This is a genomic window from Actinosynnema sp. NPDC050436 (assembly GCF_040655415.1).
In the GTDB taxonomy this organism is placed as follows: Bacteria; Actinomycetota; Actinomycetes; order Mycobacteriales; family Pseudonocardiaceae; genus Actinosynnema.
On record NZ_JBFAJV010000029.1, the window covers coordinates 23680 to 49012 of the forward strand.

The 25333-nt window shown below is 69.9% G+C and carries 26 protein-coding genes and 3 tRNA genes; 4 read left to right on the forward strand and 25 right to left on the reverse strand.

Features of this window, described 5'->3' with window-relative positions:
- Positions 1–28 precede the first annotated feature (28 nt).
- The 14 genes from rpoB to rplJ form a co-directional block, all read right to left on the reverse strand.
- Positions 29–3511: a DNA-directed RNA polymerase subunit beta gene (gene rpoB, locus AB0I60_RS36765; RefSeq protein ID WP_360738702.1), complete on the reverse strand. Its 3483-nt coding sequence runs from the start codon at positions 3509–3511 to the stop codon at positions 29–31.
- A gap of 1030 nt (positions 3512–4541) precedes the next feature.
- Entirely contained in the window at positions 4542–5045 is a 504-nt protein-coding gene (locus tag AB0I60_RS36770; protein WP_360738705.1) for a hypothetical protein, read from the reverse strand.
- Between the two features lie 380 nt (positions 5046–5425).
- Positions 5426–5932, reverse strand: a complete 507-nt coding sequence (locus tag AB0I60_RS36775) for a hypothetical protein (RefSeq protein WP_360738708.1) — start codon at positions 5930–5932, stop codon at positions 5426–5428.
- Positions 5933–5947: 15 nt separating this feature from the next.
- Complete coding sequence (locus tag AB0I60_RS36780; protein ID WP_360738711.1) at positions 5948–7177, reverse strand: MlaD family protein; 1230 nt, start codon at positions 7175–7177, stop codon at positions 5948–5950.
- Complete coding sequence (locus AB0I60_RS36785; RefSeq protein WP_360738762.1) at positions 7174–8292, reverse strand: MCE family protein; 1119 nt, start codon at positions 8290–8292, stop codon at positions 7174–7176. Before AB0I60_RS36785 ends, AB0I60_RS36780 begins: the two co-directional genes overlap by 4 nt.
- Positions 8293–8360: 68 nt before the next feature.
- The gene (locus AB0I60_RS36790) at positions 8361–9518 is read right to left on the reverse strand and encodes an MCE family protein (protein WP_360738714.1); all 1158 of its coding nucleotides are present in this window, start codon (positions 9516–9518) and stop codon (positions 8361–8363) included.
- Position 9519: 1 nt separating this feature from the next.
- Positions 9520–10530: an MCE family protein gene (locus tag AB0I60_RS36795; protein WP_360738716.1), complete on the reverse strand. Its 1011-nt coding sequence runs from the start codon at positions 10528–10530 to the stop codon at positions 9520–9522.
- Positions 10527–11555: an MlaD family protein gene (locus tag AB0I60_RS36800; RefSeq protein ID WP_360738719.1), complete on the reverse strand. Its 1029-nt coding sequence runs from the start codon at positions 11553–11555 to the stop codon at positions 10527–10529. The genes AB0I60_RS36795 and AB0I60_RS36800 overlap by 4 nt, the downstream gene beginning before the upstream one ends.
- Positions 11552–12892 carry an MCE family protein gene (locus tag AB0I60_RS36805; RefSeq protein ID WP_360738722.1) on the reverse strand — a complete coding sequence of 447 codons (1341 nt, stop codon included), beginning with the start codon at positions 12890–12892 and terminating at the stop codon, positions 11552–11554. Before AB0I60_RS36805 ends, AB0I60_RS36800 begins: the two co-directional genes overlap by 4 nt.
- Before the next feature lie 61 nt (positions 12893–12953).
- Complete coding sequence (locus tag AB0I60_RS36810; RefSeq protein WP_360738725.1) at positions 12954–13793, reverse strand: ABC transporter permease; 840 nt, start codon at positions 13791–13793, stop codon at positions 12954–12956.
- Position 13794: 1 nt separating this feature from the next.
- On the reverse strand, positions 13795–14526 hold the full coding sequence (locus tag AB0I60_RS36815; protein ID WP_360738765.1) for an ABC transporter permease: 732 nt from the start codon (positions 14524–14526) through the stop codon (positions 13795–13797).
- A 50-nt stretch (positions 14527–14576) separates the two neighbouring features.
- Complete coding sequence (locus AB0I60_RS36820) at positions 14577–15653, reverse strand: ABC transporter ATP-binding protein (RefSeq protein WP_360738769.1); 1077 nt, start codon at positions 15651–15653, stop codon at positions 14577–14579.
- A 263-nt stretch (positions 15654–15916) separates the two neighbouring features.
- Positions 15917–16306, reverse strand: coding sequence for a 50S ribosomal protein L7/L12 (rplL, locus tag AB0I60_RS36825; RefSeq protein ID WP_360738728.1), 390 nt, complete (start codon positions 16304–16306; stop codon positions 15917–15919).
- Between the two features lie 60 nt (positions 16307–16366).
- Entirely contained in the window at positions 16367–16933 is a 567-nt protein-coding gene (gene rplJ / locus AB0I60_RS36830; protein WP_360738731.1) for a 50S ribosomal protein L10, read from the reverse strand.
- 260 nt (positions 16934–17193) lie between these two features.
- On the opposite strand from rplJ, the gene AB0I60_RS36835 reads away from it, so the two are divergent.
- The gene (locus tag AB0I60_RS36835; RefSeq protein ID WP_360738733.1) at positions 17194–17994 is read left to right on the forward strand and encodes a hypothetical protein; all 801 of its coding nucleotides are present in this window, start codon (positions 17194–17196) and stop codon (positions 17992–17994) included.
- A 61-nt stretch (positions 17995–18055) separates the two neighbouring features.
- Here the strand turns inward: AB0I60_RS36835 and rplA are convergent, their stop codons facing one another.
- The 5 genes from rplA to AB0I60_RS36860 form a co-directional block, all read right to left on the reverse strand.
- Positions 18056–18772: a 50S ribosomal protein L1 gene (rplA, locus tag AB0I60_RS36840; RefSeq protein WP_360738735.1), complete on the reverse strand. Its 717-nt coding sequence runs from the start codon at positions 18770–18772 to the stop codon at positions 18056–18058.
- 71 nt (positions 18773–18843) lie between these two features.
- Positions 18844–19278 (reverse strand): 50S ribosomal protein L11, encoded by a 435-nt coding sequence (gene rplK, locus AB0I60_RS36845; protein ID WP_360738738.1) that lies wholly within the window; start codon positions 19276–19278, stop codon positions 18844–18846.
- Between the two features lie 78 nt (positions 19279–19356).
- Entirely contained in the window at positions 19357–20214 is an 858-nt protein-coding gene (gene nusG / locus AB0I60_RS36850; RefSeq protein WP_360738741.1) for a transcription termination/antitermination protein NusG, read from the reverse strand.
- Between the two features lie 73 nt (positions 20215–20287).
- Positions 20288–20701 (reverse strand): preprotein translocase subunit SecE, encoded by a 414-nt coding sequence (gene secE / locus AB0I60_RS36855; protein ID WP_360738744.1) that lies wholly within the window; start codon positions 20699–20701, stop codon positions 20288–20290.
- A 44-nt stretch (positions 20702–20745) separates the two neighbouring features.
- A tRNA-Trp gene (locus AB0I60_RS36860) sits at positions 20746–20818 on the reverse strand.
- A gap of 184 nt (positions 20819–21002) precedes the next feature.
- On the opposite strand from AB0I60_RS36860, the gene AB0I60_RS36865 reads away from it, so the two are divergent.
- The 3 genes from AB0I60_RS36865 (at position 21003) to AB0I60_RS36875 (ending at position 23592) form a co-directional block, all read left to right on the forward strand.
- Positions 21003–22247, forward strand: coding sequence for a pyridoxal phosphate-dependent aminotransferase (locus tag AB0I60_RS36865; RefSeq protein ID WP_360738746.1), 1245 nt, complete (start codon positions 21003–21005; stop codon positions 22245–22247).
- A 150-nt stretch (positions 22248–22397) separates the two neighbouring features.
- Entirely contained in the window at positions 22398–23015 is a 618-nt protein-coding gene (locus AB0I60_RS36870; protein ID WP_360738749.1) for an MmpS family transport accessory protein, read from the forward strand.
- A 166-nt stretch (positions 23016–23181) separates the two neighbouring features.
- On the forward strand, positions 23182–23592 hold the full coding sequence (locus AB0I60_RS36875) for an MmpS family transport accessory protein (RefSeq protein WP_360738751.1): 411 nt from the start codon (positions 23182–23184) through the stop codon (positions 23590–23592).
- A 77-nt stretch (positions 23593–23669) separates the two neighbouring features.
- Here AB0I60_RS36875 and AB0I60_RS36880 read toward each other — a convergent pair whose 3' ends face one another.
- The 6 genes from AB0I60_RS36880 to AB0I60_RS36905 all read right to left on the reverse strand — a co-directional run.
- Complete coding sequence (locus tag AB0I60_RS36880; RefSeq protein WP_360738754.1) at positions 23670–24089, reverse strand: MaoC family dehydratase; 420 nt, start codon at positions 24087–24089, stop codon at positions 23670–23672.
- Positions 24086–24535, reverse strand: coding sequence for a MaoC family dehydratase N-terminal domain-containing protein (locus AB0I60_RS36885; protein ID WP_360738756.1), 450 nt, complete (start codon positions 24533–24535; stop codon positions 24086–24088). Before AB0I60_RS36885 ends, AB0I60_RS36880 begins: the two co-directional genes overlap by 4 nt.
- A 71-nt stretch (positions 24536–24606) precedes the next feature.
- A complete protein-coding gene (gene rpmG, locus AB0I60_RS36890) occupies positions 24607–24771 on the reverse strand; it encodes a 50S ribosomal protein L33 (RefSeq protein WP_015105301.1) in 165 nt (54 codons plus the stop codon).
- Between the two features lie 76 nt (positions 24772–24847).
- Positions 24848–24920 (reverse strand) — tRNA-Met (locus tag AB0I60_RS36895).
- Between the two features lie 46 nt (positions 24921–24966).
- Positions 24967–25042: transfer RNA gene (locus AB0I60_RS36900), tRNA-Thr, on the reverse strand.
- 74 nt (positions 25043–25116) lie between these two features.
- Positions 25117–25333: EAL domain-containing protein (locus AB0I60_RS36905; protein WP_360738759.1), on the reverse strand; the 217-nt coding region annotated here is incomplete at its 5' end.

Here is a 25333-nt window from a genome sequence, read left to right on the forward strand (position 1 = left end):
GAGGCGTTCCCCCGACCGCCGGCGAGTGTCAGTTGACGACGTCGTCCACGGACGGCGACTCGGACCGCGACAGGTTGATGCCGAGGTTCGCGGCCGCGCGCTCCAGGTCTTCGTCGTCGCCGTCGCGCATCTCGATCGCGGCGCCGTCCGAGGACAGCACCTCGACGTTGAGGCACAGCGACTGGAGCTCCTTGAGCAGCACCTTGAAGGACTCCGGGATACCCGGCTCCGGGATGTTCTCGCCCTTGACGATGGCCTCGTAGACCTTCACGCGGCCCAGCACGTCGTCGGACTTGATGGTCAGCAGCTCCTGGAGCGTGTACGCCGCCCCGTAGGCCTGCATCGCCCAGCACTCCATCTCACCGAAGCGCTGGCCACCGAACTGGGCCTTACCGCCCAGCGGCTGCTGGGTGATCATCGAGTACGGGCCGGTGGACCGCGCGTGGATCTTGTCGTCCACCAGGTGCAGCAGCTTCAGGATGTACATGTAGCCGACCGACACCGGGAAGGGGTACGGCTCGCCGCTGCGCCCGTCGAAGAGCTGCGCCTTGCCGTTCTCCTTGACCATCCGCTCGCCGTCGCGGTTCGGGACCGTCGAGCCGAGCAGGCCGGTGATCTCGTCCTCGCGCGCGCCGTCGAAGACCGGGGTGGCGGTCTTCGTGCCGGGCTCCACGTCGTACAGGTCGCCGGGCAGGTTCTTCGCCCAGTCCGGGTCGCCGTTGATGCTCCAGCCCTGCTTGGCGATCCACCCGAGGTGGGTCTCCAGCACCTGGCCGATGTTCATACGACGCGGCACGCCGTGCGTGTTCAGCACGATGTCGACCGGGGTGCCGTCCTCCAGGAACGGCATGTCCTCGACGGGGAGGATCTTGCCGATGACGCCCTTGTTGCCGTGGCGGCCGGCGAGCTTGTCGCCGTCCTGGATCTTGCGCTTCTGGGCGACGTAGACCCGGACCAGCTCGTTCACGCCGGGGGGCAGCTCGTCGTCGTCCTCGCGGCTGAACACGCGGATGCCGATGACCTTGCCGTACTCGCCGTGCGGCACCTTCAGCGACGTGTCGCGGACCTCGCGGGCCTTCTCGCCGAAGATCGCGCGCAGCAGGCGCTCCTCCGGGGTCAGCTCGGTCTCGCCCTTGGGCGTGACCTTGCCGACCAGGATGTCGCCCGGCTGGACCTCGGCGCCGATGCGGATGATGCCGCGCTCGTCGAGGTCGGCCAGGACCTCCTCGGAGACGTTCGGGATGTCCCGGGTGATCTCCTCGGCGCCCAGCTTGGTGTCCCGCGCGTCGATCTCGTGCTCCTCGATGTGGATCGAGGTCAGGACGTCGTCCTGGACGAGGCGCTGCGACAGGATGATCGCGTCCTCGTAGTTGTGGCCCTCCCACGGCATGATCGCGACGAGCAGGTTCTTGCCCAGCGCCATCTCGCCGTTCTCGGTGCACGGCCCGTCCGCGAGGACCTGGCCCTCCTGCACCCGGTCGCCCTCGTTCACGATGGGCTTCTGGTTGATGCAGGTGCCCTGGTTCGAGCGGCGGAACTTGTGCAGGCCGTAGGTCTGCCGCGAGCCGTCGTCGGCCATGACCGTGACGTAGTCGGCGGAGATCTCCTCGACCACACCGGTCTTCTTGGCCACCACGACGTCACCGGCGTCGACCGCGGCGCGCAGCTCCATGCCCGTGCCGACCAGCGGCGACTCGCTGCGCAGCAGCGGCACCGCCTGGCGCTGCATGTTCGCGCCCATCAGCGCGCGGTTCGCGTCGTCGTGCTCCAGGAACGGGATCATGGCGGTCGCCGCCGACACCATCTGGCGCGGGGAGACGTCCATGTAGTCGACGTCGAGCGGGTCGATCTGCTCGACCTCGCCGCCCTTCTTGCGGACGAGGACCTTCGTCTCGAGGAAGTTGCCCTCGTTGTCGATCTTCGCGTTGGCCTGGGCCTTCACGAAGCGGTCTTCCTCGTCGGCGGTCAGGTAGTCGATCTGGTCGGTGACCCGGCCCTCGATGACCTTGCGGTACGGCGTCTCGATGAAGCCGAACGGGTTGACCCGGCCGTAGCTCGACAGCGAGCCGATCAGGCCGATGTTCGGGCCTTCCGGGGTCTCGATCGGGCACATGCGGCCGTAGTGCGACGGGTGGACGTCGCGGACCTCCATGCCGGCCCGCTCCCGGGACAGACCACCCGGGCCGAGGGCGGACAGCCGGCGCTTGTGCGTCAGGCCCGCCAGCGGGTTCGTCTGGTCCATGAACTGCGAGAGCTGGGAGGTGCCGAAGAACTCCTTGATCGCCGCCACGACGGGGCGGATGTTGATCAGGGTCTGCGGCGTGATCGCCTCGACGTCCTGGGTCGTCATGCGCTCGCGCACGACGCGCTCCATGCGGGACAGGCCGACCCGGATCTGGTTCTGGATCAGCTCGCCGACGGTGCGCAGGCGGCGGTTGCCGAAGTGGTCGATGTCGTCCACCTCGACCGGGACCTCGGTCTCGCCCGGCTGCATGGTCGTCTCACCGGCGTGCAGGCGGACCAGGTACTCGATCGTCGTGACGATGTCGTCCTCGGTGAGCACACCCGTGGAGATCGGCGTGTCCAGGCCCAGCTTCTTGTTGACCTTGTAGCGGCCGACCTTGGCCAGGTCGTAGCGCTTGTCCTTGAAGAACAGGTTCTCCAGCAGCGCCTGCGCGGACTCCTTCGTCGGCGGCTCGCCCGGACGCAGCTTGCGGTAGATGTCGAGCAACGCCTCGTCGGTGCCCGCGGTGTGGTCCTTCTCCAGCGTCGTCAGCAGCGTCTCGGAGAACGAGAAGCGCTCGCGGATCTGCTCGGTGCTCCAACCCAGGGCCTTCAGCAGCACGGTGACCGGCTGGCGGCGCTTGCGGTCGATCCGGACACCGACGGTGTCGCGCTTGTCGACGTCGAACTCCAGCCAGGCACCCCGCGACGGGATGATCTTGACGCTGAAGACGTCCTTGTCGGTCGTCTTGTCGATCGCCGTGTCGTAGTAGACGCCGGGCGAGCGGACGAGCTGGGAGACCACGACCCGCTCGGTGCCGTTGATGATGAACGTGCCCTTGTCGGTCATCATCGGGAAGTCACCCATGAACACCGTCTGGCTCTTGATCTCGCCGGTGGTGTGGTTGGTGAACTCCGCCGTGACGAACAACGGGGCGGCGTACGTCATGTCCTTGTCCTTGCACTCCTCGGTCGAGGCCTTGACCTCGTCGAAGCGCGGGTCGGAGAAGGAGAGGGACATCGAGCCCGAGAAGTCCTCGATCGGCGAGATCTCGTTCAAGACCTCTTCGAGACCGCCCGTCGGCGTCTCGTCGCCCTCGTCGACGCGACGCTGGAACCACGCCTCGTCGCCGGTGAGCCACTCGAAGGACTGAATCTGGAGGTCGAGCAGGTTGGGCGTCTGAAGCGGTTCGTGGATCTTCGCGAACGAGACGCGCTTCGGCGCTCCGGGAATCCCCGACGTGGAGTTGGTCGCAGCAGTGGCCTTGGTCGCGCGAGAGATCGCCAAGATGCGTCCTTCCAGGGACAGGTAGCTGGCTAGTCAGCGGAACTAGCACGGCTGTCAAGGGTGCGGCGATGCCCGGCAATCCAGCTCTCGGCGAAGGGCAAACGGAAAGAGGGCAGCGCAAAGGGGCAGTCTAGCCACGCGCACGCCAACTGTCGAGAGGCACCTGGAAGGACCTTTCTCGTCGTCACCGACAGAGTGACCCTGCCGACGCCGACAGTCAAGATGCCACGCGGCGATCACTCTCGTGGCGCAAGCGCCGCTCACTCGCGGTTACCGCTCTGACCTGCGGAATTACAGCGATGTGGGCCGGGGGTGAACTGTTGGCGGGTGTTCGTGGTCCTCCGGTCGAAGCCTGCGGCTCCGCTCGGTGACGTGCCCGTCCGTGTGGTGGAGATCACTGTTTTGAGAGTTGCTTTTGGGGGTGTCCGGTCCACATGCGACTGGAGGTGGGACGGGCTGCGGTGAGTTGATCTTTCAGGTGATGGGGCGGGATACTGGGTGTGGTCGTGCGCCTACGCTGCGTTTGAAGTGGCGTGCGGTGGATGTGGGTGGTGTGGTGGGGCCGGGTGCGGGTGCCGGGTGCGGGTGCTGGGTGTGGCTTGAGGGTGTGGCTTGAGGGTGTAGTGGGAGCGGCGGAGGGGCAGCAGGCTCTGTGAGGTGCGGCTGGCCGTGGCGGGGCCAGTCGGGTGCGGCGGGTGCGGCGGGTGCGGCGGGCGAAAATGTCGTACCCCGCTGGTTGGATGTTGGTAGGGGGTCTTCGCGCGGGAGTACCTCTGGCCGGCCTTGGGCGGCGAACCTCGGGCAGGCGGCAGCGGAGTTGTTCTTCAAGGTGTCCTCGCCGGACGGGCGAGCCACCGAGGATGACGGAAGTGCGGGTCGTCGTGTCATCCCCGTATGACCCGGTCGGAGACAACCACCCTTGAGTGGGGAGTGCAAGCGAAAAGCGTGCTTGCACTCCCCACTCAAGCGCGGTTCGCTGGCGCGCGGGCCATACGGGGATGACACGACTTGGTGGGTGGGGTGTGGAGTGCTAGTTGCACTTCGCCAGTTCTGTCGATTGCTCGCCCGTTTGACCGAACATCTCCATGTTGTCGACCTTCCAGCGGCCGTCGGCCTTTTGCGCGCCCGCCCTCATCATCGCTATTCCGCCGCCCGACTGGTTGTCCGTGGTCCGGGTGGTCACCTGGTCCAGGAAGAGCAGGACGGTCGCGCGGTCGTCGTCCAGGCTGGTCACCCCGCTCGACACGGCCTTCACCGTCACCACCAGCTTCTGCTCCGGTGCCAGGGTCTTCACCGGGCCGAAGATCGCCAGGTACTGGCACTTCGCCTTGCCCAGGAGCAGTTCGCCGGCGGCCTTCTCGGTCGACGCGACGTCGGCGTAGTTGTACGAGAACGCCTTCTCCACGGCCTCCCTGACCTGGCCCGCGACCTCCGTGGTGCCGCCGCTGTCGACCAGCGCCTTGTTGTACCGGGAGTTGCCCGCCTGACCCTGTAGCCATACGCCCAGGCCGACCAGCACTGCCGCCACGAGCACCAGTGCGATGGGGAGGAAGAGGGTCGAACGGCGCGACTTCTGCTGGTCAGAGGTGGAGGGAGGGAGGTGGGTGTCTTGGTCAGAAGGCGGTACTGGGTGGGGTCGGGGGGTCTGCCGCTTGCGTCGAGGTGTGGGGCGGGAGGTGGGTCGTTCCTCTTGGGGTTCCGTCGTGGTGGTGGCGGAGGAGGTGACCGTGTCTTCTACGAAAGGGGGTGCGGGGGTGGTCGGCTCGTCGTGTGGTGGGGGCGGGTCGGGGTGGGTGGGGGGTGGGGCGGGGTCGGTGGGGCGCTTGCGCAGGCCGGCTACCCGGGGGCGGCCGGTGGTGGGTGGGGTGGGGACCGGGCGGCGGCGTGTGGGGGGCACGGGGTTCCTCCTCCGGGTTATGCGCCGCCGGCGGCGACTGGGCCCAGGGCGCTGAGCTTCCAGCCCGCTTCGGTGCGGGTCAGGTTGGTCTGGTAGCGGTTCACCTTTTTCACCGGTTGGGCGCCTTCCGGGGTCACCGTGGTTTCCACCACCGCTATCAGGTGCGCTTTTCCGGCTCGGTCGTCCAGGTCCGTCACGGCCGCGTCGAGGACTCTGCTCACGGTCACGGTCTTCGCGTCGGCGATCTGCTTCTTCCGGGTGTCGCGGCCGGTTTCTATTTCGGTGCGGAGGTCGCCGGTGGACGAGTCGAGCCAGCGGTTCAGGTCTTCGTCCACCTTCTTGTAGTCCAGGGTGGTGAAGTTGGCTATGCCGACCTGGCCCACCCTGAGCACTTCTTCGCGTTCCCGGGAGAACGACACCGAGTCGTTGGTCTCCGAACTCCACCAGGACACGCCGGCCCAGAGCGCGTAACCGGCGGCCAGCACCGCCAGGACGGCGGCGACGGGGAGCGCGTAGCGCTGCATCGGGTTCCTCCTCGCTCAGCCCGGCAGACCGAGCAGCTGTCCCAGGCTGGTCAGGACGGGGGCGTCGGCCTGCGGCCTGCCGACCGGCTCCCGTCCGGGCTGGGAGGTCTCGTTGCCGACGGGCGTCGTCGGTGTGCCGCCGTAGGGCGCGTTCTGCGCACCGCGCACGGCGGTGGCGCTGCCCCGGGCCAGGGCGCAGTACGCCTGGCTGTTCAGCGTCACGGGGGTGGTGTCGGTGCCCTGGCGGATCTTGGTGCCCTCGTACCCGACGGTGCACGGGGGCGGGTCGAAGACGTTGAGCGCCAGGCCGAAGTGGGCCCCGGTCCCGTCGCCCTTCGCCACGCTGAAGCCGCCGCCGACGGCGATCGGGTAGGTGACGGCGATCTGCTCCAGGCCGTCGAGCCTGGTGACCAGGATGTTCCCGGTGGTGAGCAGGTTGGCCAGCACGACGCCGAGGTTCGGGCCGGTCTCCTCCAGCAGGGCGGAGACCTGTTCGGCGGCCAGGGGTGAGATGCCGATCAGGGCCCTGAGGTCGGTGTCGGAGTTCTTGAGCTGCTCGGCCAGGGCGCGGAGGTCCGCGCTGAACGAGCGGATCGCGCTGCCCTGCGCGGCCTGGGTGTCGAGCACCACCAGGCCGTCGTTGATCAGCGCCTTGGTCTGGGGCAGGTGCCGGGTCGCGGCCTCGGTGAACCGCCGGGTGTTGTCCAGCAGGGCCTGCAGATCCGGACCGGTGCCGTTGAAGGCTTCGTCCAGCTCGTCCACGACGGTCCGCAGCGAGTCGGCGGGGACCGACTTGGCGAAGCCGTCGAGGTTGGCGAGCAGGCCGTCCACGGGCGGCGGGGTCCTGGTGCGGGCCTTGTCGATGGTGGCGCCGGCGGCCAGGTACGGGCCGTCGCCGTGGCGCGGGCGCAGGTCCACGAACTGCTCGCCCACGGCGGAGCGGTTGGCGACCACGGCATCCAGGTCGGACGGGATGCGCGGGGCGTCGGAGTCGATGTTCAGGTCGACGTCCAGGCCGTCCGCGGTGAGCCGCATCTGCCCGACCCGGCCGACGGTGACGCCCCGGTAGGTCACCTCGGCGTTGGTGAACACTCCCCCGGAGTCGGCCAGTTGCAGCGTCACCACGTACCCGGACGCGCCGAACACCCGGCCCAGGCCCGCGTAGCGCGCGCCGACGTAGCTGACGCCGAGCAGGGCGATCAGCACGAACGCGCCGATCTGCACCTTGATCTTGCGGGGGATCACCGGCGACCACCTCCGAGCAGCCCGCCGAGCAGGTTGCCCAGGCCGGTGGTGCGGCCGACGTCGGGCAGCGGCAGGTTCGGCAGGGGCAGCGGCAGGGACGGGGCGGTGCCGTCGATGCCCGGCAACGTGGGCAACGGGCTCTGCCGGGACCGGCCGAGGTTGTCGACGATGTTGCCCAGGTTCAGGTCGACGTCGGCGTAGAGGTTGGTGTAGTCGCCTTTGATGCCGTCGACGGCCGAGTCCGGGAACGGGTAGGTGAGCAGCAGCTCCAGGGCGTTGGGCAGGTTGGTGCCCGCCTCGGCCAGCTTGCGCAGGGTGGGTTGCAGGGCCTTGAGGTCGGCGACGACGTCGTCCCGGGACCGGTTGACGGTGTCCACCGCGACGTCGGACAGGGCGTCGAGCGACTGCAACAGCGTGACCAGTTGGGTGCGCTGCTCGCTGAGCACCTTGAGACCGGGCTCGAGGCCGTCGAGCACGTCGGTGATCTGCTGCCGCTGGGCGTTGAGCGTGCCGCCGAGGCGGTTCACGCCGTCCAGGGCCCGGGTGATCTCGGTCTTGTGGCCGTCCAGCTCGCTGACGAGGGTGTTCAGGTTCGCCAGCAGGGAGCGGATCTCGGGCTCGTTGCCCTCCAGGGCGGCACTGAGTTCGCGGCTGATGTTCTGGAGCTGGGCGATGCCGCCGCCGTTGAGGAGCATCGACAGCGCGCCGAAGACCTCTTCCACCTCGGGGTTGCGGTTGGTGCGCTCGACGGGGATGGTCGCGCCGTCGGTCAGCGCGCCCTCCTCGCGGCCCTCGGCGGGCTTGGCCAGTTCGACGAACTTCTCACCGAGCAGCGCCGACTGCCGCAGCTTGGCGACGGCGTTGGCGGGGAGTCTCACGCCGCCGTTGACCAGGACGGTGACCTCGGCGGTCCAGCCGTCGGGGGCGAGGTCGATCCGGTCCACCCGGCCGACCGGGACGTCGTTGACCTTGACGCCCGCTTGGGGGACGAGGTCGAGGACGTCCTTGAACCGCACCTTCACCGAGTACGGGCGGTCGCCCAGGTCGGCGCCGCCGGGCAGCGGCATGGTGTAGACGCCCTCGAAGCCGCCCGAGCCACAGGAGGTGAGCGCCATGGCCAGGGTCGTGGTGGCGGCGAAGATGAGGAGAGTGCGGGTGGGGCGGGGACGTCGGGAGGTGTGGGTCATCGGGGGACCCCTGCCAGTGGGAGGGGTAGGGGGAGTTTGCCCTGGGTCAGGTCGCTGATGACTTCGGCGGGGGTCTTGAGCGGGACCGCGCCGGTGAGGATCGGGGCCAGTTGTCGGCACGCCTGGGACAGGGCGAGGGGGACCTTGCCCGGTTCGACCGACTGGATCAGCTTGCAGACCAGCACCAGCGGCGGCTGGTTCAGCTCGTTCAGGTCGGCTCGCGTGTCGAGGGTGCCGGACGCGGCGTTGTAGGCGTTCTGCAGGTTGCCCAGCGCGAGCGGGGCCACGTCCAGGGTTTCGGCGAGTGACGCGCGCTGGTCCACCAGGATCTGGGTGATGCCGGCCAGCTTGTCCACGTTGGACTTCACGATCGCGCGGTTGTCCTGGATGAAGCCCTGGACCTGGCCGAGCGCGTGGGCCAGTTCGGTCAGTGCCCCGGCGAGGTTCTCGCGCTCGTCGGCCAGGAAGCCCGCCACGTCGGCGAGTTGGCGGTTGAAGTCGCGGACCTGGCTGTCGTTGGCGGCCAGCATCCCGGTGAACTCCTGGAGGTTGTCGACCGTGCCGAACAGGTCGTCCTGGGAACCGGACAGGGTCCGGGTGGCGTCGCCGAGCTGCCGGATGGTGTCGCCCAGGGCCTTGCCGTTGCCGTCCAGGTTCTTCGCCGCCGCGTTCAGCAGGTCCGACAGCGCACCATTCTTGTTGGCACCGTTGGGTCCCAGCGCGGTGGTCAGCTCCTCCAGACTGGCGTACAGCTCGTCCAGCTCGACCGGCGTGGCGGTGCGCTCACGCGGGATCGTCGCGTTGTCGCCCATGGTCTCGCCGCCGGTGTAGACGGGTGCGAGCTGGACGTAGCGGTCGGAGACGACGCTCGGTGCGACGACGACGGCCCGGGCGTCCGCCGGCACCTTCACCGCCCGGTCGAGGGACATGGTGACCTTGACCTGCGCGCCCTGCGGCTCGACGTCCTCGATGGACCCGACCCGCACGCCCAGCACCCGGACGTCGGAGCCCGGGTAGACGCCCACGGCCGCGCCGAACACGGCCGTCACCTTGCGGCTGTTGCCCGCCGCGAACACCCACCACAGCGCGGCCACCGCGACGAGCGCGAGCACGCACGCGATCGCGGCGGCCCGTCCGATCCGGCTGGTCGTCACCTCAGTTCCCCCTCTGCACGCCGGGGGGCAGGCAGCCCTCTTCGGTGAAGCCGACGACGCCGAGGTTCACCGACGGCGGCAGCAGGCCGCAGATGTAGACGTCGAACCAGCGGCCGTTGCCCAGGGTGTTGGCGAACACCCGGTAGAACGGGGCCATCAGCGCCAGGCCCCGGTTGAGCGCGTCCTGGTTGCGCTGCAACATCGTGGACACCCGGTCCAGCTGTTCCAGCGCGGGCTTGAGCTGCGCGGCGTTGTCCGCCACCAGGCCGGACAGCTCCCGGGACAGCGCGCGCGTGCCGGTGAGCAGCGCGCCGATGGCGTCCTTGCGCTTGCGCAGCTCGCCGAGCAGGAGGTTGCCGTCCGCGAGGAGCTTCTCGAACTGCTCGTTGCGGTCGGACAGGGTCTTGGTGATCTGCTCGGTGTTGGCGAGCAACTGCGCCAACTGCTCGTCGCGGGACGAGATCGTCTTCGACAGCGCGGAAAGGCCGTCGAGCGCGCCCCGGACGTTGTCCGCCGAGCCCTCGAACGTCTCGGCCAGGACCTGGAAGCTCTCCGCCAGTTGCGCGGTGTCGATCCGGCCGACGGTGGACGCGAGGCCGTTGAACGCCTCCTGCACGTCGTACGGGGACAGCGTGCGCTCGCGCGGGATCGGGTCGCCGGGGTCGAGGGGCCGGCCGCCCTGCGGGTCCAGGGCCAGGAACTTCTGGCCCAGCAGCGTCTTGATCCGGATGGTGGCGGTGGTGCGGTCGCCGAGCCAGGCGTCCTTCACCCGGAACGACACGCGCACCTTGTCGCCGTCGAGCCGGACCTTGGTCACCTTGCCGACCTTGACGCCCGCCACCCGCACCTCGTTGGCCGGCACCAGACCCGCCGCCTCGGTGAACTCGGCGGAGTACGTGGTGCCGCCGCCGACGAACGGCAGGTCGTCGGAGTGGAACGCGGCGAGCAGCAGCAGCGCGATGACGGTCAGGCCGACCACGCCGGTGGTCACGGGGTTGCGCTCGGCCTTCACGGGCGGCACCTCGCTTGCGTGACGGGCAGCACCGTGATGGGGATGGGGTCGGTGATGACCGGCGGCACGGCGACCTGGCCGCCGGCCTCGCACAGGAAGAAGTTGAACCAGGAGCCGTAGGACGCGGTGCGCGCCATGGCCTCGATCTTGCCGGGCAGGCGCTGGATGACGCCCTCCACGACCGCTTCGTTGTCCGCCAGCGTCTGCGACACCAGGCCCAGTTGCGCGATGTCGTCCTTGAGCGGTTGCCGCGCTTCGCCGAGCAGCCCGGCCGTGGTGCCGGTCAGGTCGCCCAGGGCGCTGATCGCGTCACCGATGGGCTGCCGGTCGCCCGCGAGGCCCGTGGTGAGCTCCTGGAGCGTGGACGCCAGCGTGGACACCTGGTCGGTGCGGCTGTTCACGGTCCCCAGCACGGAGTTGAGGTTGTCGATCACCTCGCCGATCACCTGGTCGCGGGCGGCCAGGGTCCGGGTGAGCGACGCGGTGTGCCGCAGCAGGCTGTCGATCGTGCCGCCCTCGCCCTGGAGCACCTGGATGATCTCGTTGGACAGCTTGTTGACGTCGTCCGGGTCCAGCGCCTGGAACAGCGGCTTGAAGCCGTTGAACAGGGCGGTCAGGTCGAGCGCGGGTTTCGTGCGCTCCACCGGGATCACGTCGCCGGGCGGCAGCGCGGATGCGTCGCCCGCGCCGTGCTCCAGCGCGATGTAGCGCTGCCCCACCAGGTTCCGGTACTTGATGGTCGCCACGACCGACCGGGGCAGGCTGCGCCGGTCGTCCACCTCGAACTCCACCTCGGCGACCCGCCGGTCCACCACCCGGATCCCGGTGACCTGGCCGACGCGGACGCCGGCGATGCGGATGTCGTCGCCGTCGTTGAGCGCCGTCACGTCGGTGAACCGCGCGCGGTAGGTGTGGGCGTCGCCGAAGTCGGTGTTGGCGATGGTGATAGCGAGCAGCGCCGTGGCGAGGACCGTCACGGTGGCGAAGACGCCCAACTTGACCAGGGGCGCGACCAGCGACCTCACGCCGTCACCTCCGCTCCCCGGTAGAGCGGTCCGAGCAGGAGCGCGGTGAAGCTCGGCATCCCGCTCTCGGGCACGCCGAACTGCGGCGCGAGCAGCGCGGCCAGGAAGTCCTGCTCCTCCGGGGAGTTCGCCAGGCTCGGGACCTGGACGCCGCCGAGCGACGACGGCGAGGTGGTGCCCAGGCCGTTGACGCCGGTCGCGGGTGGGAGGACGCCGTCGTTGGCGACGCGGGCGGGCGGCGGCGGCGTGGAACCGTCCCGGACCGCGCCCTCCGGCGGGTACTGCGGGAACGGGTCCGGCCGGGGCACGATGTCGTAGCAGCGGGGGCCGCGCTTGTCGGCGTACTCGGGCTCGTCCCGGTTCGGCACGTACTTGCCCCGGTTCGCGGTGATCTCCAGGGTGATGTGCAGGCCCGGCTCGTCGGTGCCCTTGCCGAACACCTGGTCCATGATCGGCTTGAACTCGCTGAGCCCCCGGAGCAGGCAGGGGTACTCGGGCGCGTACTTGGCCAGCAGCTCCAGGGTCGGTCGGGACACGTCGGCGAGCTGGATCAGGTTGGTGCGGTTGACCGCGAGGAAGCTGTTCAGGTCGACCGACGTGGTGGTCAGCGAGCCGTACATCGCCAGCAGCTCGTCCCGCTGGTCGACCAGGGTCCGGCTGGTCGCGGTGGCGTCGCCGAGCGCCTGGACCAGGTCGGGCGCGGCGTCGGCGTAGACGTTCGAGACGTCCGCGAGCCGGCTGATGCCCTCCTTGAGCCGGGGCAGCTCGGGGTTCAGCCCGCCGAGGTAGGAGTCGAGCTGGACGAGCGTCTCGCCGAGCGCCCGGCCCCGGTTGTCCAGCGCCTGGGACACGGCGGTGAGCGTGGTCGCCAGCTTCTCCGGCTGCACCGCCTGGAGCACCGGCAGCAGGTCGTCCAGCACGCGTTCCAGCTCGACCGCGCCGCTGGAGCGGTCCTGCTCGATGACGTCGCCGTCGGCGAGGTGGTCGGTCCGGTCCGCCCGCTCCGGCACGACCAGGTTCACGTACCGCTCGCCGAACAGGGTCTTGGGCAGCAGGCGCGCGGAGACGTCGCCGGGGATGAACTCCACCTGGTCCGGCCGGATCGCCAGCTCCAGCTCCGCGCCGTCACCCGAGGTGCGGATCTGCCGGACCTCGCCCACCACCATGCCGCGCACCTTGACGTCCGACGCGACCAGCAGCTGGTTGCCGATGCGGTCGGTCTTCAGCGTCACCTTCACGACCTTGGTGAACGCGTCGTTGTACAGCGCCACGGTGAGGGCGAGGAACAGGGCGATCACCGCGAGGAACACGACGCCCAGCAGCCGTCGACGGAGCATCACGCCACCCCCGGTCCGGGTCCGGGCGCGCGCGGCGCGGCGATGGGCGGCAGGGCGCGGCTCATCCGGCGATCCTCACCGTCGTGGTGGTGCCCCAGATCGCCATGCTCAGGAAGAAGTCCAGCAGGCTGGTGGTGACGATCGCGGTGCGCACCGCGCGGCCGACCGCGACGCCCACGCCCGCCGGACCGCCGCTCGCGCGGTAGCCGTAGTAGCAGTGGGTGAGGATGATCACCACGGAGAACACCAGGACCTTGCCGAACGACCACAGCACGTCGACCGGTGGCAGGAACAGGGTGAAGTAGTGGTCGTACGTGCCCGCCGACTGGCCGTGGAACTCGACGGTGATCATCCGGGCGGCCAGGTACGACGTGAGCAGACCGATCACGTACAGCGGGATGATGGCGACGAAGCCGGCGATGATCCGCGTGGTGACCAGGAACGGCAGGCTCGGGATGCCCATGACCTCCAGGGCGTCGATCTCCTCGGAGATCCGCATCGCGCCGAGCTGCGCGGTGAAGCCGGAGCCGACCGTGGCGCTGAGCGCGAGGCCCGCGACCAGGGGCGCGATCTCGCGGGTGTTGAAGTAGGCCGAGACGAAGCCGGCGAACGCCGACGTGCCGATCTGGTCGAGCGCCGCGAAGCCCTGGAGGCCGACGACCGTGCCGGTGGCCAGCGACAGGCCCACCATCACGCCGATCGTGCCGCCGATGACGGCCAGCGCGCCCGAGCCGAAGCTGACCTCCGCCAGCAGCCGCAGCGTCTCCCGCAGGTAGCGGGTCAGCGTGCGCGGGGTCCAGGCGAGCGCGCGCAGGTAGAACCAGAGCTGGTCGCCGAGCGCGTCGAGCACCGCCAGGGGCGCGTCGACCGCCCTGCGGAGCCTGCTGCCGGTGGTGGCCACCTCAGCTCCCCTTCGCCGGGACGACCTGGAGGTAGATCGTGGTGAGCACGAAGTTCACGAAGAACAGCAGCAGGAACGTGATGACGACGGCCTGGTTCACCGCGTCGCCGACGCCCTTCGGGCCGCCCGCCGGGTTCAGGCCCCGGTAGGCCGCGACGATGCCCGCGATGAACCCGAAGACCAGCGCCTTGAACTCGGAGATCCACAGGTCCGGAAGCTGGGCCAGGGCGGCGAAGCTGGCCAGGTACGCGCCGGGCGTGCCGTCCTGGAGCACCACGTTGAAGAAGTAGCCGCCCATCACTCCGACGACGCTCACCATGCCGTTGAGCAGCACGGAGACCAGCATCGCGGCCAGCACGCGGGGCACCACCAGGCGCTGGACCGGCGAGACGCCCAGCACCTCCATGGCGTCGATCTCCTCGCGGATCTTGCGCGACCCGAGGTCGGCGCAGATCGCCGACCCGCCCGCGCCCGCGATCAGCAGCGCGGTGACGATCGGGCTGGCCTGCTGGATGATCGCCAGCACGCTGGCCGCGCCGGTGAACGACTGCGCGCCGATCTGGCGGGTGAGCGACCCGATCTGCAGCGCGATCACCGCGCCGAACGGGATCGACACCAGGGCCGTGGGCAGGACCGTCACGCTGACCACGAACCAGCACTGCTGGACGAACTCGCGGAGCTGGAACGGCCGGCGGAAGGCGTTGCGGACGACGTCGGCACCCAGCGCGAACATCCGGCCCGCCTCCCGCAGCGCGCCCGCGCCGGGGAACGTCGCGGGTGAGGTCACAGCACGCCCCCCTGCCTCGGCCACGGGCTGGGCGCGGTGCGGGCGGCGGGTTCCCGGTCCGCGCCGGCGAACACCCGGTAGTGCCGCTGCTCGTCGGGGGTCAGGCTGGCGATGATGCCCTGCCGGGCGTCCGGGGACAGCGTGTGGATGATGCTCATGACCCGGTCCTTGCGGCGGCGGACCGCGCCGCGCGGCGGCAGGCCGGGCGTGGGTTCGAGCTGCGGGACCACGCCCCGGACGTCCTCGTCGGGCGAGCCGTCCGAGTGGCCCGCGTCGCGGTGCGCGAGCTCGGCGGCCATGGTGGCCTGGTCCTTCTCCTCGGACATGCCGATCGGGCCGATGCGGCGGCCGTTGAGGAACTGCTCGACGACCGGTTCGTCGCTGGTCAGCAGCACCTCGCGGGGGCCGAACATGACCAGTTCGCGGCGGAAGAGCATCCCGAGGTTGTCCGGCACGGTCCGGGCGACGGTGATGTTGTGGGTGACGATCAGGATCGTCGCGTCGATCTGCGAGTTCAGGTCGATCAGCAGTTGGCTGAGGTAGGCGGTGCGGACCGGGTCGAGGCCCGAGTCCGGCTCGTCGCACAGGATGATCTCGGGGTCGAGCACCAGCGCCCGCGCCAGGCCCGCCCGCTTGCGCATCCCGCCGGAGATCTCGCCGGGGAGCTTCTTCTCCGCGCCGACGAGGCCGACCATCTCCATCTTCTCCAGCACGATCCGCCGGACCTCGGCCTCGGTCTTGCGGGTGTGCTCGCGCAGCGGGAAGGCGACGTTGTCGAACAGGTTCATCGAGCCGAACAGGGCGCCGTCCTGGAACAGCACGCCGAACAGCTTCCGGATCTCGTAGAGCTTGTGCTCGGAGCAGCGGACGAGGTCCGTGCCGTTGATCGAGATCCGGCCGCGTTCGGGCTTGAGCAGGCCGACCAGGGACTTGAGGAACACCGACTTGCCGGTTCCGGAGGGACCGAGCATCACGCTGACCTCGCCCGGCGGCAGGGTGAGCGTGACGTCCCGCCAGATGGTCTGCGTGCCGAAGGACTTCGTCAGGCCCTCGACGACCACCTCGACGCCCATCCGCACCTCCAGGTCACCGGCCACCTCGCCAGGGCACGCCCCGCGCGGCAGGACGCCATACCCCTGCAACGAGCCCGTCGCGCCGTGGTTACTCCCCAGTTGGGTTAACGGTGGTCACGGAACGGTAACTTTGCGAGCTGGATCACCGGTGCCGTGCAGGGACCACGACCTGCGGAAACCCGCCCCGTGAACGCCGAGAGGGCGGGCACCCGTGGTGGGTGCCCGCCCTCTCGGCGGTGCGCAAGCGCCCGAAGGCGCTCAGATCACTTGAGCGAGATCTTGGCGCCGGCCGCTTCCAGCTTCTCCTTGGCGGCGTCGGCGACGTCCTTCGCCACGTTCTCCAGCAGCGGCTTCGGAGCGGACTCGACCAGCTCCTTGGCCTCCTTCAGGCCCAGGCCCGAGACGACCTCGCGGACGACCTTGATGACCTGGATCTTCTTGTCGCCGGCACCCTCGAGGACGACGGTGAACTCGTCCTTCTCGTCCTCGGCGGGGGCAGCGCCGCCACCGGCGGCCGGGGCCGCCGCGACGGCGACGGGAGCGGCGGCGGTGACCTCGAACTTCTCCTCGAACTTCTTCAGGAAGTCGGAGAGCTCCAGCAGCGTCAGGTCCGCGAACGCCTCGAGCAGGTCGTCGGTGCTGAGCTTCGCCATGATCGGCGTCCTTTCGTTCAACGCCCGACTACCGCCGGGGCGCGGAGGTTGTCGGGTGGATCAGCTTTCGGCGGGAGCGTCGGCGGGGGCCTCGGCAGCGGCGGGCGCTTCCTCGGCGGTCCGCTTCTCCACCAGGGCAGCGGCCAGGCGGGCGACCTGCGAAGCCGGGGCGTTGAACAGCGCCGCGGCCTTGGACAGGTTGCCCTTCATCGCGCCCGCGATCTTCGCGAGCACGACCTCGCGGCTGTCGAGGTCCGCGATGCGGGTGACCTCGTCGACCGAGAGCGGGCGGCCGTCCATGAAGCCGCCCTTGATGACCAGGGCCTTGTTGTCCTTCGCGAAGTCCCGCAGGGCCTTCGCCGCGTCGACCGGCTCGCCTTCGACGAAGGCGATGGCGGTCGGGCCGATGAGCAGCTCATCGAGACCCTCGACGCCGGCGTCCTGAGCGGCACGCTTGACCAGCGTGTTCTTCGCAACGGTGTACGTGGTGCCCGCGCCGAGAGCGCGACGCAGCGTGGTGAGCTGCGCCATGGAGAGGCCACGGTACTCGGTGACGACTGCTGCCGAGCTTCCCCGGAACTTGTCCGTGAGCTCGGCGACGGCCGAAACCTTGCTGGGCTTCGCCATGATCGCCTCCTCTCTGGGCTAGGGGGTTGACCACCGGCCGTGACGAGGGGAGGGCATGAAAAACGCCCCGGCGCACAGCAGCACGGGGCGGTCGGGACGTGGAACGTCCGGGTAACCTCGTCCTCCTGCGCGGGCCGTTCGCCATGCGAACCCTTCGTCCCCACACCCGTCGGGCGTGAGAAGACCAGCGGTCTTCGGTGGAACCGGGAACCAGCCTACGGGATGTGTCCCGCGCCCTCCAAATCGGCATGATGTGACCCGTGACCGAAGAGCCCCCGAGGAACCCGCCGCCCCCGGACATCGACCCGGAACAGCTCAGGCAGTTCCAGGAGTTCCAGCGGTTCCAGGAGTTCCAGCGCTTCCAGCAGGCCCAGGGCACCCCGGCCCTCCCCCCGGGCGGCACCCCGACCCCGCACAACCTCCCCGCCGTCCCCCCACCCGACACCCCACCGCCCCCGTACGGGCCGCCGCCGTACGGGCCGCCGCCGCCCGTCACCCCGGCGCGACCTGCGGGCCGGCCGCTGTGGCGGGTCCTGCTGGGCAGCAGGGCGTTCCGGCGGCTGGTCTACCTGCTGGTGGTCCTGCTCATCGCGTACTACTTCTACGACAAGTACTTCGGCGGCGAGGAGTCGGGCTCGATCGCCCGGGACAGCGGCGGCGTGCAGAACAACGTGATCGCGCCGACCGAGCCGTTCGGGCCCAACGGCACGGTCGGCCAGTTCTACAAGCACGTCGGCACCGGCGACGGCGTCCGTGCCTGCCTGTACTTCACCTCCGACGCCTCGAAGAAGGCGTTCGCCGAGGCCTTCGGCGCGAGCGACTGCATCGCGGCCGTGGCGAAGCTCCAGCCACAGGTCACCAGCGTGACCAACTACCGGCAGCTCGTCTTCCCCGCCGACCAGCGCATCACGCCCGCGTCCGGCTCGGTCGAGGTCAGCTCGTGCGCCCTGGTGGTCCGCGACGGCCCGAAGCTCGGCCGGTTCGTCCTCACCAAGCAGCCCAGCGGCGCCTGGCCGATCACCGACTACCAGGCCGAGCCCGCGAGCTGCCCCGCCCGCTGAAGGGAAAGGGAAAAGCCCCTCGGCGGGAGGCCGAGGGGCTTTTCTGCCGAGCGGAGCCGGGTCAGGCGGTGGCTTCGTCGGTGAGCAGGTTGCGGGTGCGGTTCGGGTCGACCGGGATGCCGGGGCCCATCGTCGTGGAGACGGTGACCTTCTTCAGGTACCGGCCCTTCGCGGCGGACGGCTTGGCGCGCAGGATCTCGTCCAGCGCTGCCGCGTAGTTCTCGACCAGCTTCTCCGAGTCGAACGACACCTTGCCGATGACCAGGTGCAGGTTGGCCTGCTTGTCGACGCGGAAGTTGATCTTACCGCCCTTGATGTCCGTCACGGCCTTGGTGACGTCGGGCGTCACCGTGCCGGTCTTCGGGTTCGGCATCAGGCCGCGCGGGCCGAGGATGCGGGCGATGCGGCCGACCTTGGCCATCTGGTCCGGCGTGGCGATCGCGGCGTCGAAGTCGAGCCAGCCACCCTGGATGCGCTCGATCAGGTCTTCCGAGCCGACCGCGTCCGCACCGGCGGCCTCGGCCTCGGCGGCCTTGTCGCCGGTGGCGAAGACGATCACGCGGGCGGTCTTGCCCGTACCGTGCGGCAGGTTCACGGTGCCGCGGACCATCTGGTCGGCCTTGCGCGGGTCGACGCCGAGCCGGATGGCGACCTCGACGGTCGCGTCCAGCTTGACCTTGGACGTCTCCTTGGCGAGCTTGGCGGCCTCCAGCGGCGAGTACAGCCGCTCCCGGTCCACCAGCTCAGCCGCGTTCTTGTACGCCTTGCTGCGCTTCATTCCTCTGTCCTTCACCAACAGTTGTGGTCACGAGCCGAAGCGACGGCTCTCCCACGAGATCGGGGGGTGGATCAGCCTTCGACCGTGATGCCCATGGAACGGGCGGTGCCCGCGATGATCTTCGCGGCCTGCTCGACGTCGTTCGCGTTCAGGTCGACCATCTTGGTCTGCGCGATCTCGCGCACCTGGTCCATGGTCACCTTGGCGACCTTGACGCGGTGCGGCTCGCCGCTGCCCTTCTCGACGCCGGCGGCCTTGAGGATCAGCTTCGCGGCCGGCGGGGTCTTGAGCTTGAAGTCGAACGAGCGGTCCTCGTACACGGAGATCTCGACGGGCACCACGGTGCCGCGCTGCGACTCGGTCGCCGCGTTGTACGCCTTGCAGAACTCCATGATGTTGACGCCGTGCTGACCCAGCGCGGGACCAACGGGCGGCGCGGGGTTCGCGGCCCCGGCCTTGATCTGCAGCTTGATGACAGCTGAGAGCTTCTTCTTCTTGGGTGGCATCTCGTGATTCCTCTATTGCGGTGTCCGCGCGCGGCCCTGCCGGCCGCAGCGTGGCTGGCGGTCCCGCGTGGGGACCGGTCAGATCTTGGAGACCTGGCTGAACGACAGCTCGACCGGAGTCTCGCGGCCGAAGATCGACACCAGGACCTTCAGCTTCTGGCCGTCCGCGTTGACCTCGCTGATCGTCGCGGGCAGCGTGGCGAACGGGCCGTCCATCACGGTCACCGACTCGCCGACCTCGAAGTCGACCTCGACGGTCGTCTTCGCGGGAGCGGAGGCGGCCTTCTTGCCGGCGGCCGGCTTCTCGCGCTCGGCCTGCGGGAGCAGGAACTTCAGCACGTCGTCCAGGGTGAGCGGCGACGGCTTGGAGGTCGCGCCGACGAACCCGGTCACGCCCGGCGTGTTGCGCACCGCGCTCCACGAGGCGTCGTTGAGCTCCATCCGGACCAGGATGTAGCCGGGCAGCACCTTGCGCTGCACCTGCTTGCGCTGGCCGTTCTTGATCTCGGTGACTTCCTCGGTCGGCACCTCGACCTGGAAGATGAAGTCCTCCATGTCGAGCGTCTGGATGCGCGTTTCGAGGTTGGTCTTGACCTTGTTCTCGTAGCCCGCGTACGAGTGCACGACGTACCAGTCGCCGGGCGCGTACTTCAGGGCCTCGCGCATCTCGGCGGCCGGGTCGGCGGGCTCTTCGTCGATCGGCGTCGTGTCCAGCGCGATGACGTCCACGTCACCGTCGCCCTCGGGGGCTTCCGCCGCCTCGGGGCCGCCGGCCGCCACGTCCTCGCCGCCGGTCTCGTCGGAGTCGGAGGCGGTGCCCTCCTCGGTGTCCTCCGCCGCTTCGCCCTGCTCGACGTCCTCGACGCCACGGTCGAGGTCCTGCTCGTCGGACAGGTCGGTCGGCTCCTGGGCGTCAACGCCGTTGTCGGAGGTCACTGTGGGTCTCGCTTCCTTTCGTGCATCACGTGCTCCCGCCGCCGCCCGCGGGCGGCGGCCGGGGTGTTCGACTCTAGGCGAACACCTTGAACACGCCCCAGGCGAAGGCCGAGTCGAGGCCGAACACCAACGCCACCATGAAGGCCACGAAGACCAACACGACCGAGGTGTAGGTGATCATCTGCTTGCGGGTCGGCCAGATGACCTTCCGCAGCTCGCTGACCACCTCGCGGACGTAGCGCACGATCCGCGCGAAGAACCCGACCCGCTTCTCCTGGTCGCCCCGGGCGCGCGTGGGACGACCCTTCTTGTCCTCGGCGGCCTCGGCGTCGACCTCGGCCGCCTTCTTCGCTTCGGGACGTGCGGCGGAGTCCTTGCGGCCCGCCGGGCGCGCGGAGCCCCGACGCTCACGACGTGCTGCGGCGGTGACCGGCCGGGACGCGCTCTCGCGCTCGTCCGGCTGATCCTGCTCGCGGCCCTCGCTCATGCCGTCCTCCGCTCACCATCGCGATCGCACGTCGCGCTTCGACGCAGGGGCGACAGGACTTGAACCTGCAACCTGCGGTTTTGGAGACCGCTGCTCTGCCAGTTGAGCTACACCCCTTTGGGACCCCCGGTGGGGGACCCCTGGCTGAGGACGTCTTCCACTCTCCTCACGTGGCCCGTGAGGCAGCGGCTGGACGTTCCGGAGTCGAAGCATACGGCACCGGGTGCCCCTCCTTCCAACTGGCCCGGTCAGAGGGGGTGCCGGCGGCTCGCGGCGTTGTGCCGTCTGCCACGATTGGGGCATGGCCTCACCTGAGACGACCTCCGCCCCCGCCACCTCCGACTTCCCCAGGATCTCCCGGCGGATCGCCGGCATCGCCGAGTCCGCCACGCTGGCGGTCGACGCGAAGGCGAAGGCGCTCAAGGCGGCCGGCCGACCGGTGATCGGCTTCGGTGCGGGCGAACCCGACTTCCCCACCCCGGACGCCATCGTCGCCGCTGCTCAGGCCGCGTGCACCGACCCGCGCAACCACCGCTACACCCCCGCCTCGGGCCTGCCCGAACTGCGGGAGGCCGTAGCCAGGAAGACCGAGCGCGACTCCGGGTACGTCGTGCCCGCCTCGCAGGTGCTGATCACCAACGGCGGCAAGCAGGCGGTCTACCAGGCGTTCGCCACCGTCCTCGACCCCGGTGACGAGGTGCTGCTGCCCGCGCCGTACTGGACCACCTACCCCGAGGCGATCACGCTCGCGGGTGGCGTCCCGGTGCAGGTCACGGCGGACGAGGCGACCGACTACCTGGTCACGGTCGACCAGCTGGAGGCCGCGCGGACCCCGAGGACCAAGGTCCTGCTGCTGTGCTCGCCGTCCAACCCGACCGGCTCGGTGTACTCCCGCGAGCAGGTCACCGCGATCGGCGAGTGGGCGCTGGAGCACGGCCTGTGGGTGATCACCGACGAGATCTACGAGCACCTGGTCTACGACGGTGCCGAGTCGGTGTCGCTGCCGGTGGCCGTGCCCGCGATGGCCGACCGCACGATCGTGCTCAACGGCGTGGCGAAGACCTACGCGATGACCGGCTGGCGGGTGGGCTGGCTGATCGGCCCGGCGGACGTGGTGAAGGCCGCCGCGAACCTCCAGTCGCACCTCACCTCGAACGTGTCGAACGTCGCGCAGCGGGCCGCGCTGGAGGCCGTGTCCGGCCCCCTGGACGCCGCGCACGAAATGCGCGAGGCGTTCGACCGCCGGCGGCGCACGATCGTGGACCTGCTGAACGCGATCCCCGGCGTGCACTGCCCGACGCCGAAGGGCGCGTTCTACGTCTACCCCTCGGTGAAGGCGTTGATCGGCAAGTCGCTGCGCGGCGCGGAGATCACCGACACGGTCCAGCTCGCCGCGCTGATCCTGGAGCACGCCGAGGTGGCCGTGGTGCCCGGCGAGGCTTTCGGAACGCCCGGTTACCTGCGGCTCTCCTACGCGCTGGGCGACGACGACCTGAAGACCGGCATCACCCGAATGGCGGAACTGCTCGGCGAGATCAAGTTGTAGACATTCACAACCCCTTCGAAAGGCACCTCCACCTGGGGGTGCCTTTCGTCGTGTTCGGGCCCGATCGGGTAACCGGATGCCCCCGCGCCGCGCACCCGTCCGACGCCCGAACCCCCGGCTCGCCGAGCCGCATCCCCCCGAGGAGCGCACATGGCCTTACCCCCGTCGACGCAACACCACCACGCCGCGCCGGCACCCCCGCGCAACTGGTTCGGCGTCGCCGGCTTCGTGCTGGGCCTGCTCGGCCTGGGCACGAGCTTCGTCCCGCTGGTCGGCGTCGTCGCCTGGCCGCTGGTCGTCCTGGGCCTGGTGCTCGGCGGCCTGGGCATCGCGCGGGCCCGCCGGTCCGGCGGCAGGGGGCTCGCGGTCGCGGGCGTCGTGCTCTCGGCCGCGGGCCTGGTCGTCTGCGTGCTCTGGGTGGCGGTGTTCAACCAGGCGCTCAACGCGGCCACGCCGCCGCTGGACGACCTGAAGGGGCACGCCGGCAAGGAGTCCCGGGTGGTCTACGAGATCACCGGCACCGCCGCCAGGGCGTCCGCCACCTTCACCACCTACAGCGGCGGCGACAGCTCGTCGAACAAGGAGGAGATCACCAAGCTGCCCTGGAAGAAGGAGGTGACCGTGACCGGCTTGCTCAGCGGTGCCGGCCTCTCCGCGATGACCGGCCCCGAGGGGGGCTCGGTGACCTGCAAGATCAGCGTGGACGGCGTGGAGAAGAAGACCGCGACCGCCACCGGGGCCTCCGCTGTGGCGGCCTGCAACTTCTGACCCGCTCCGCGCACGACGGGGCCACTCCGGCACTCCCTCCGCACCCGCCGGGGTGGTCTCCCGCCGACACCTGAAGTGGTCCTTCCGGGTGAAACGAGTAACCGTCGGTATAACTACACCGATGGTCTATTCAGATCAATCGATCTTCGCCCGAGGAGAGCAGCCCATGACGGAGTCCGCCCTACCGGAGCCCGCCGGACGCCCGGCCCGCCGGTGGCCCGTGATCACCGGATCGGCCCTGCTGGTGCTGGGCGCGCTGATCCTCGCCCTCTGGGTGGCCAGACCCGAGGAGCCGTCCGTCGTGGTCTACGAGGTCTTCGGCGAGGCGGGCAGCGCCACCGTCACGTATTCCACGTTCGAGGGCGAGGGCGGCGGCACCCGGCAGGTGGAGCTGACGTCCTTCCCGTGGCACCAGGAGCTGCGCGTGGAGCAGGACGCCGTGCACGACGGCGTGCTGACGGTGACCGTGGGCCCGGACGGCGGCTCGGTGGGCTGCCGGGTCGACGTGGACGGCGTGGAACGCCGCTCGGCGACCGCCACCGGCCCGTTCACCAGCGCCCTCTGCGGCGGTTTCTGAGCAGTCCGCCGCCCCGCAGGCCGGTCGGCGGTCTGCGGGGAGCGGGCACCGGGACGTGCGCCCCGCCGTGCTGCCGGCTAGGGCAGGCGGACGCGGGCGGACGCGCCGCCGAGGACCGACTTGCCCTCGAACGCGGCCGTCACGTTGACCTTGAACGTCCCGTCGTCCAGCACCTTGGTCACCTTCGCGGTGACCTCCACGAGCGCGCCCTCGTCGTCGTCGGGCACCGGGACGGGCCGCCCGAACCGGACGCCGTACTCCAGGACCGCGCCGGGGTCGCCGGCCCACTCGGTGACGATCCGGCCGGCCAGGCCCATGGTGAGCATCCCGTGCGCGATCACGCCCGGCAGCCCCACGCCGGTGGCGAACCGGTCGCTCCAGTGGATCGGGTTGAGGTCGCCGGACGCGCCGGCGTAGCGGACCAGGTCGGCGCGGGTGATGCGCAGCGACAGGGGCGGCAGCTCGTCGCCCACGGACACGTCTGCGGCGCGGGTCACGCGTCCTCCCCACGGACCACGAGGGTGCAGCGGCCGGTGCAGACCAGCTCGCCCTCGTCGGTGCTGATCTCGGCGCGGACGGTGAGCATGTCGTTGCCCATCCGCGAGGTGATGCCGTCCACGTGCAGCTCGACGACGAGCCGGTCGCCGGCGGTGATCGGGCGGACGTGGCTGAAGCTCTGGTCGCCGTGCACGACGCGGGAGTAGTCCAGGCCCAGCTCGGGGTCGTCCACCAGGACGTCGTTCGCCTTCATCGAGACGATGACGGCGAACGTGGGCGGCGCGATGACGTCGCGGTACCCGGCCGCGCGGGCGGCCTCCGGGTCGCGGTGCACCGGGCTGGTCTCACCGACGGCGTCGGCGAACTCGCGGATCTTCTCGCGGCCGACTTCGTAGGGCGGTGAGGGTGGGTACGCGCGTCCGGCGAACGACTGGTCGAGGGGCACCGGAGCAGGTTACGCGACGAGGCCCGCCCCCGGTCGGGGACGGGCCTCGTCGGCACGACTGGCGGGAACCCTCAGCGGGTCTCCTTGTGCGCCCGGTGGGTCTTGCAGTTCGGGCAGAACTTCTTGATCTCCAGGCGGTCCGGGTCGTTGCGCCGGTTCTTCCTGGTGATGTAGTTCCGGTGCTTGCACTCCTCGCACGCGAGGGTGATCTTCGGGCGTACGTCGGTTGCAGCCACGGTCCTTGCCTTTCTAGAGCGCACGTGCCCCGGTGCGTCCAGTGCGGGCTTACCGCCTGGCGGGGTCGAACGGGAGTAGCGGTGGCCGGACTTGAACCGGCGACACAGCGATTATGAGCCGCTTGCTCTACCAACTGAGCTACACCGCTTCGCACGACAACCGGCCGCGGATGCTTGTGCACCGCGGCCAAGTCGTGGAGCCCCTTTACGGAATCGAACCGTAGACCTTCTCCTTACCATGGAGACGCTCTGCCGACTGAGCTAAAGGGGCTTGCTCTTTCGTTCCTTGCGGAGCGAGTAGAACTCTACACAACGTCCCCGCGAGAGTGAAATCCGGGGGGTCGATCAGTGCACGAGGGTGAGCACCGTCTCATCCCGGGCACCCCTGACCTGCACCGTCCGCGCGCGCAGCCACGCCTCGAAGCGGTCCTCGGACAGCGGCCGGGAGATCAGGTAGCCCTGCGCCACGTCGCAGCCCATGGCCACGAGCTGGTCGCGGGCGGCGTCGTCCTCCACGCCCTCGGCCACCACGGTGAGGCTCAGCGAGTGGCCCAGCTCGACG

Bases quoted from the DNA above. Each gene is read 5' to 3' on its own strand.
- secE (WP_360738744.1), bottom strand. From the start codon at position 20,701: ATGAGCGAGGGCCGCGAGCAGGATCAGCCGGACGAGCGCGAGAGCGCG.
- AB0I60_RS36865 (WP_360738746.1), top strand. From the start codon at position 21,003: ATGGCCTCACCTGAGACGACCTCCGCCCCCGCCACCTCCGACTTCCCC.
- AB0I60_RS36775 (WP_360738708.1), bottom strand. From the start codon at position 5,932: ATGCAGCGCTACGCGCTCCCCGTCGCCGCCGTCCTGGCGGTGCTGGCC.
- AB0I60_RS36870 (WP_360738749.1), top strand. From the start codon at position 22,398: ATGGCCTTACCCCCGTCGACGCAACACCACCACGCCGCGCCGGCACCC.
- AB0I60_RS36805 (WP_360738722.1), bottom strand. From the start codon at position 12,892: ATGCTCCGTCGACGGCTGCTGGGCGTCGTGTTCCTCGCGGTGATCGCC.
- AB0I60_RS36820 (WP_360738769.1), bottom strand. From the start codon at position 15,653: ATGGGCGTCGAGGTGGTCGTCGAGGGCCTGACGAAGTCCTTCGGCACG.
- rplK (WP_360738738.1), bottom strand. From the start codon at position 19,278: ATGCCACCCAAGAAGAAGAAGCTCTCAGCTGTCATCAAGCTGCAGATC.
- AB0I60_RS36875 (WP_360738751.1), top strand. From the start codon at position 23,182: ATGACGGAGTCCGCCCTACCGGAGCCCGCCGGACGCCCGGCCCGCCGG.
- rplL (WP_360738728.1), bottom strand. From the start codon at position 16,306: ATGGCGAAGCTCAGCACCGACGACCTGCTCGAGGCGTTCGCGGACCTG.
- AB0I60_RS36815 (WP_360738765.1), bottom strand. From the start codon at position 14,526: ATGTTCGCGCTGGGTGCCGACGTCGTCCGCAACGCCTTCCGCCGGCCG.
- rplJ (WP_360738731.1), bottom strand. From the start codon at position 16,933: ATGGCGAAGCCCAGCAAGGTTTCGGCCGTCGCCGAGCTCACGGACAAG.
- AB0I60_RS36785 (WP_360738762.1), bottom strand. From the start codon at position 8,292: ATGGCGCTCACCTCCTGTGGCTCGGGCGGCTTCGAGGGCGTCTACACC.
- rplA (WP_360738735.1), bottom strand. From the start codon at position 18,772: ATGAAGCGCAGCAAGGCGTACAAGAACGCGGCTGAGCTGGTGGACCGG.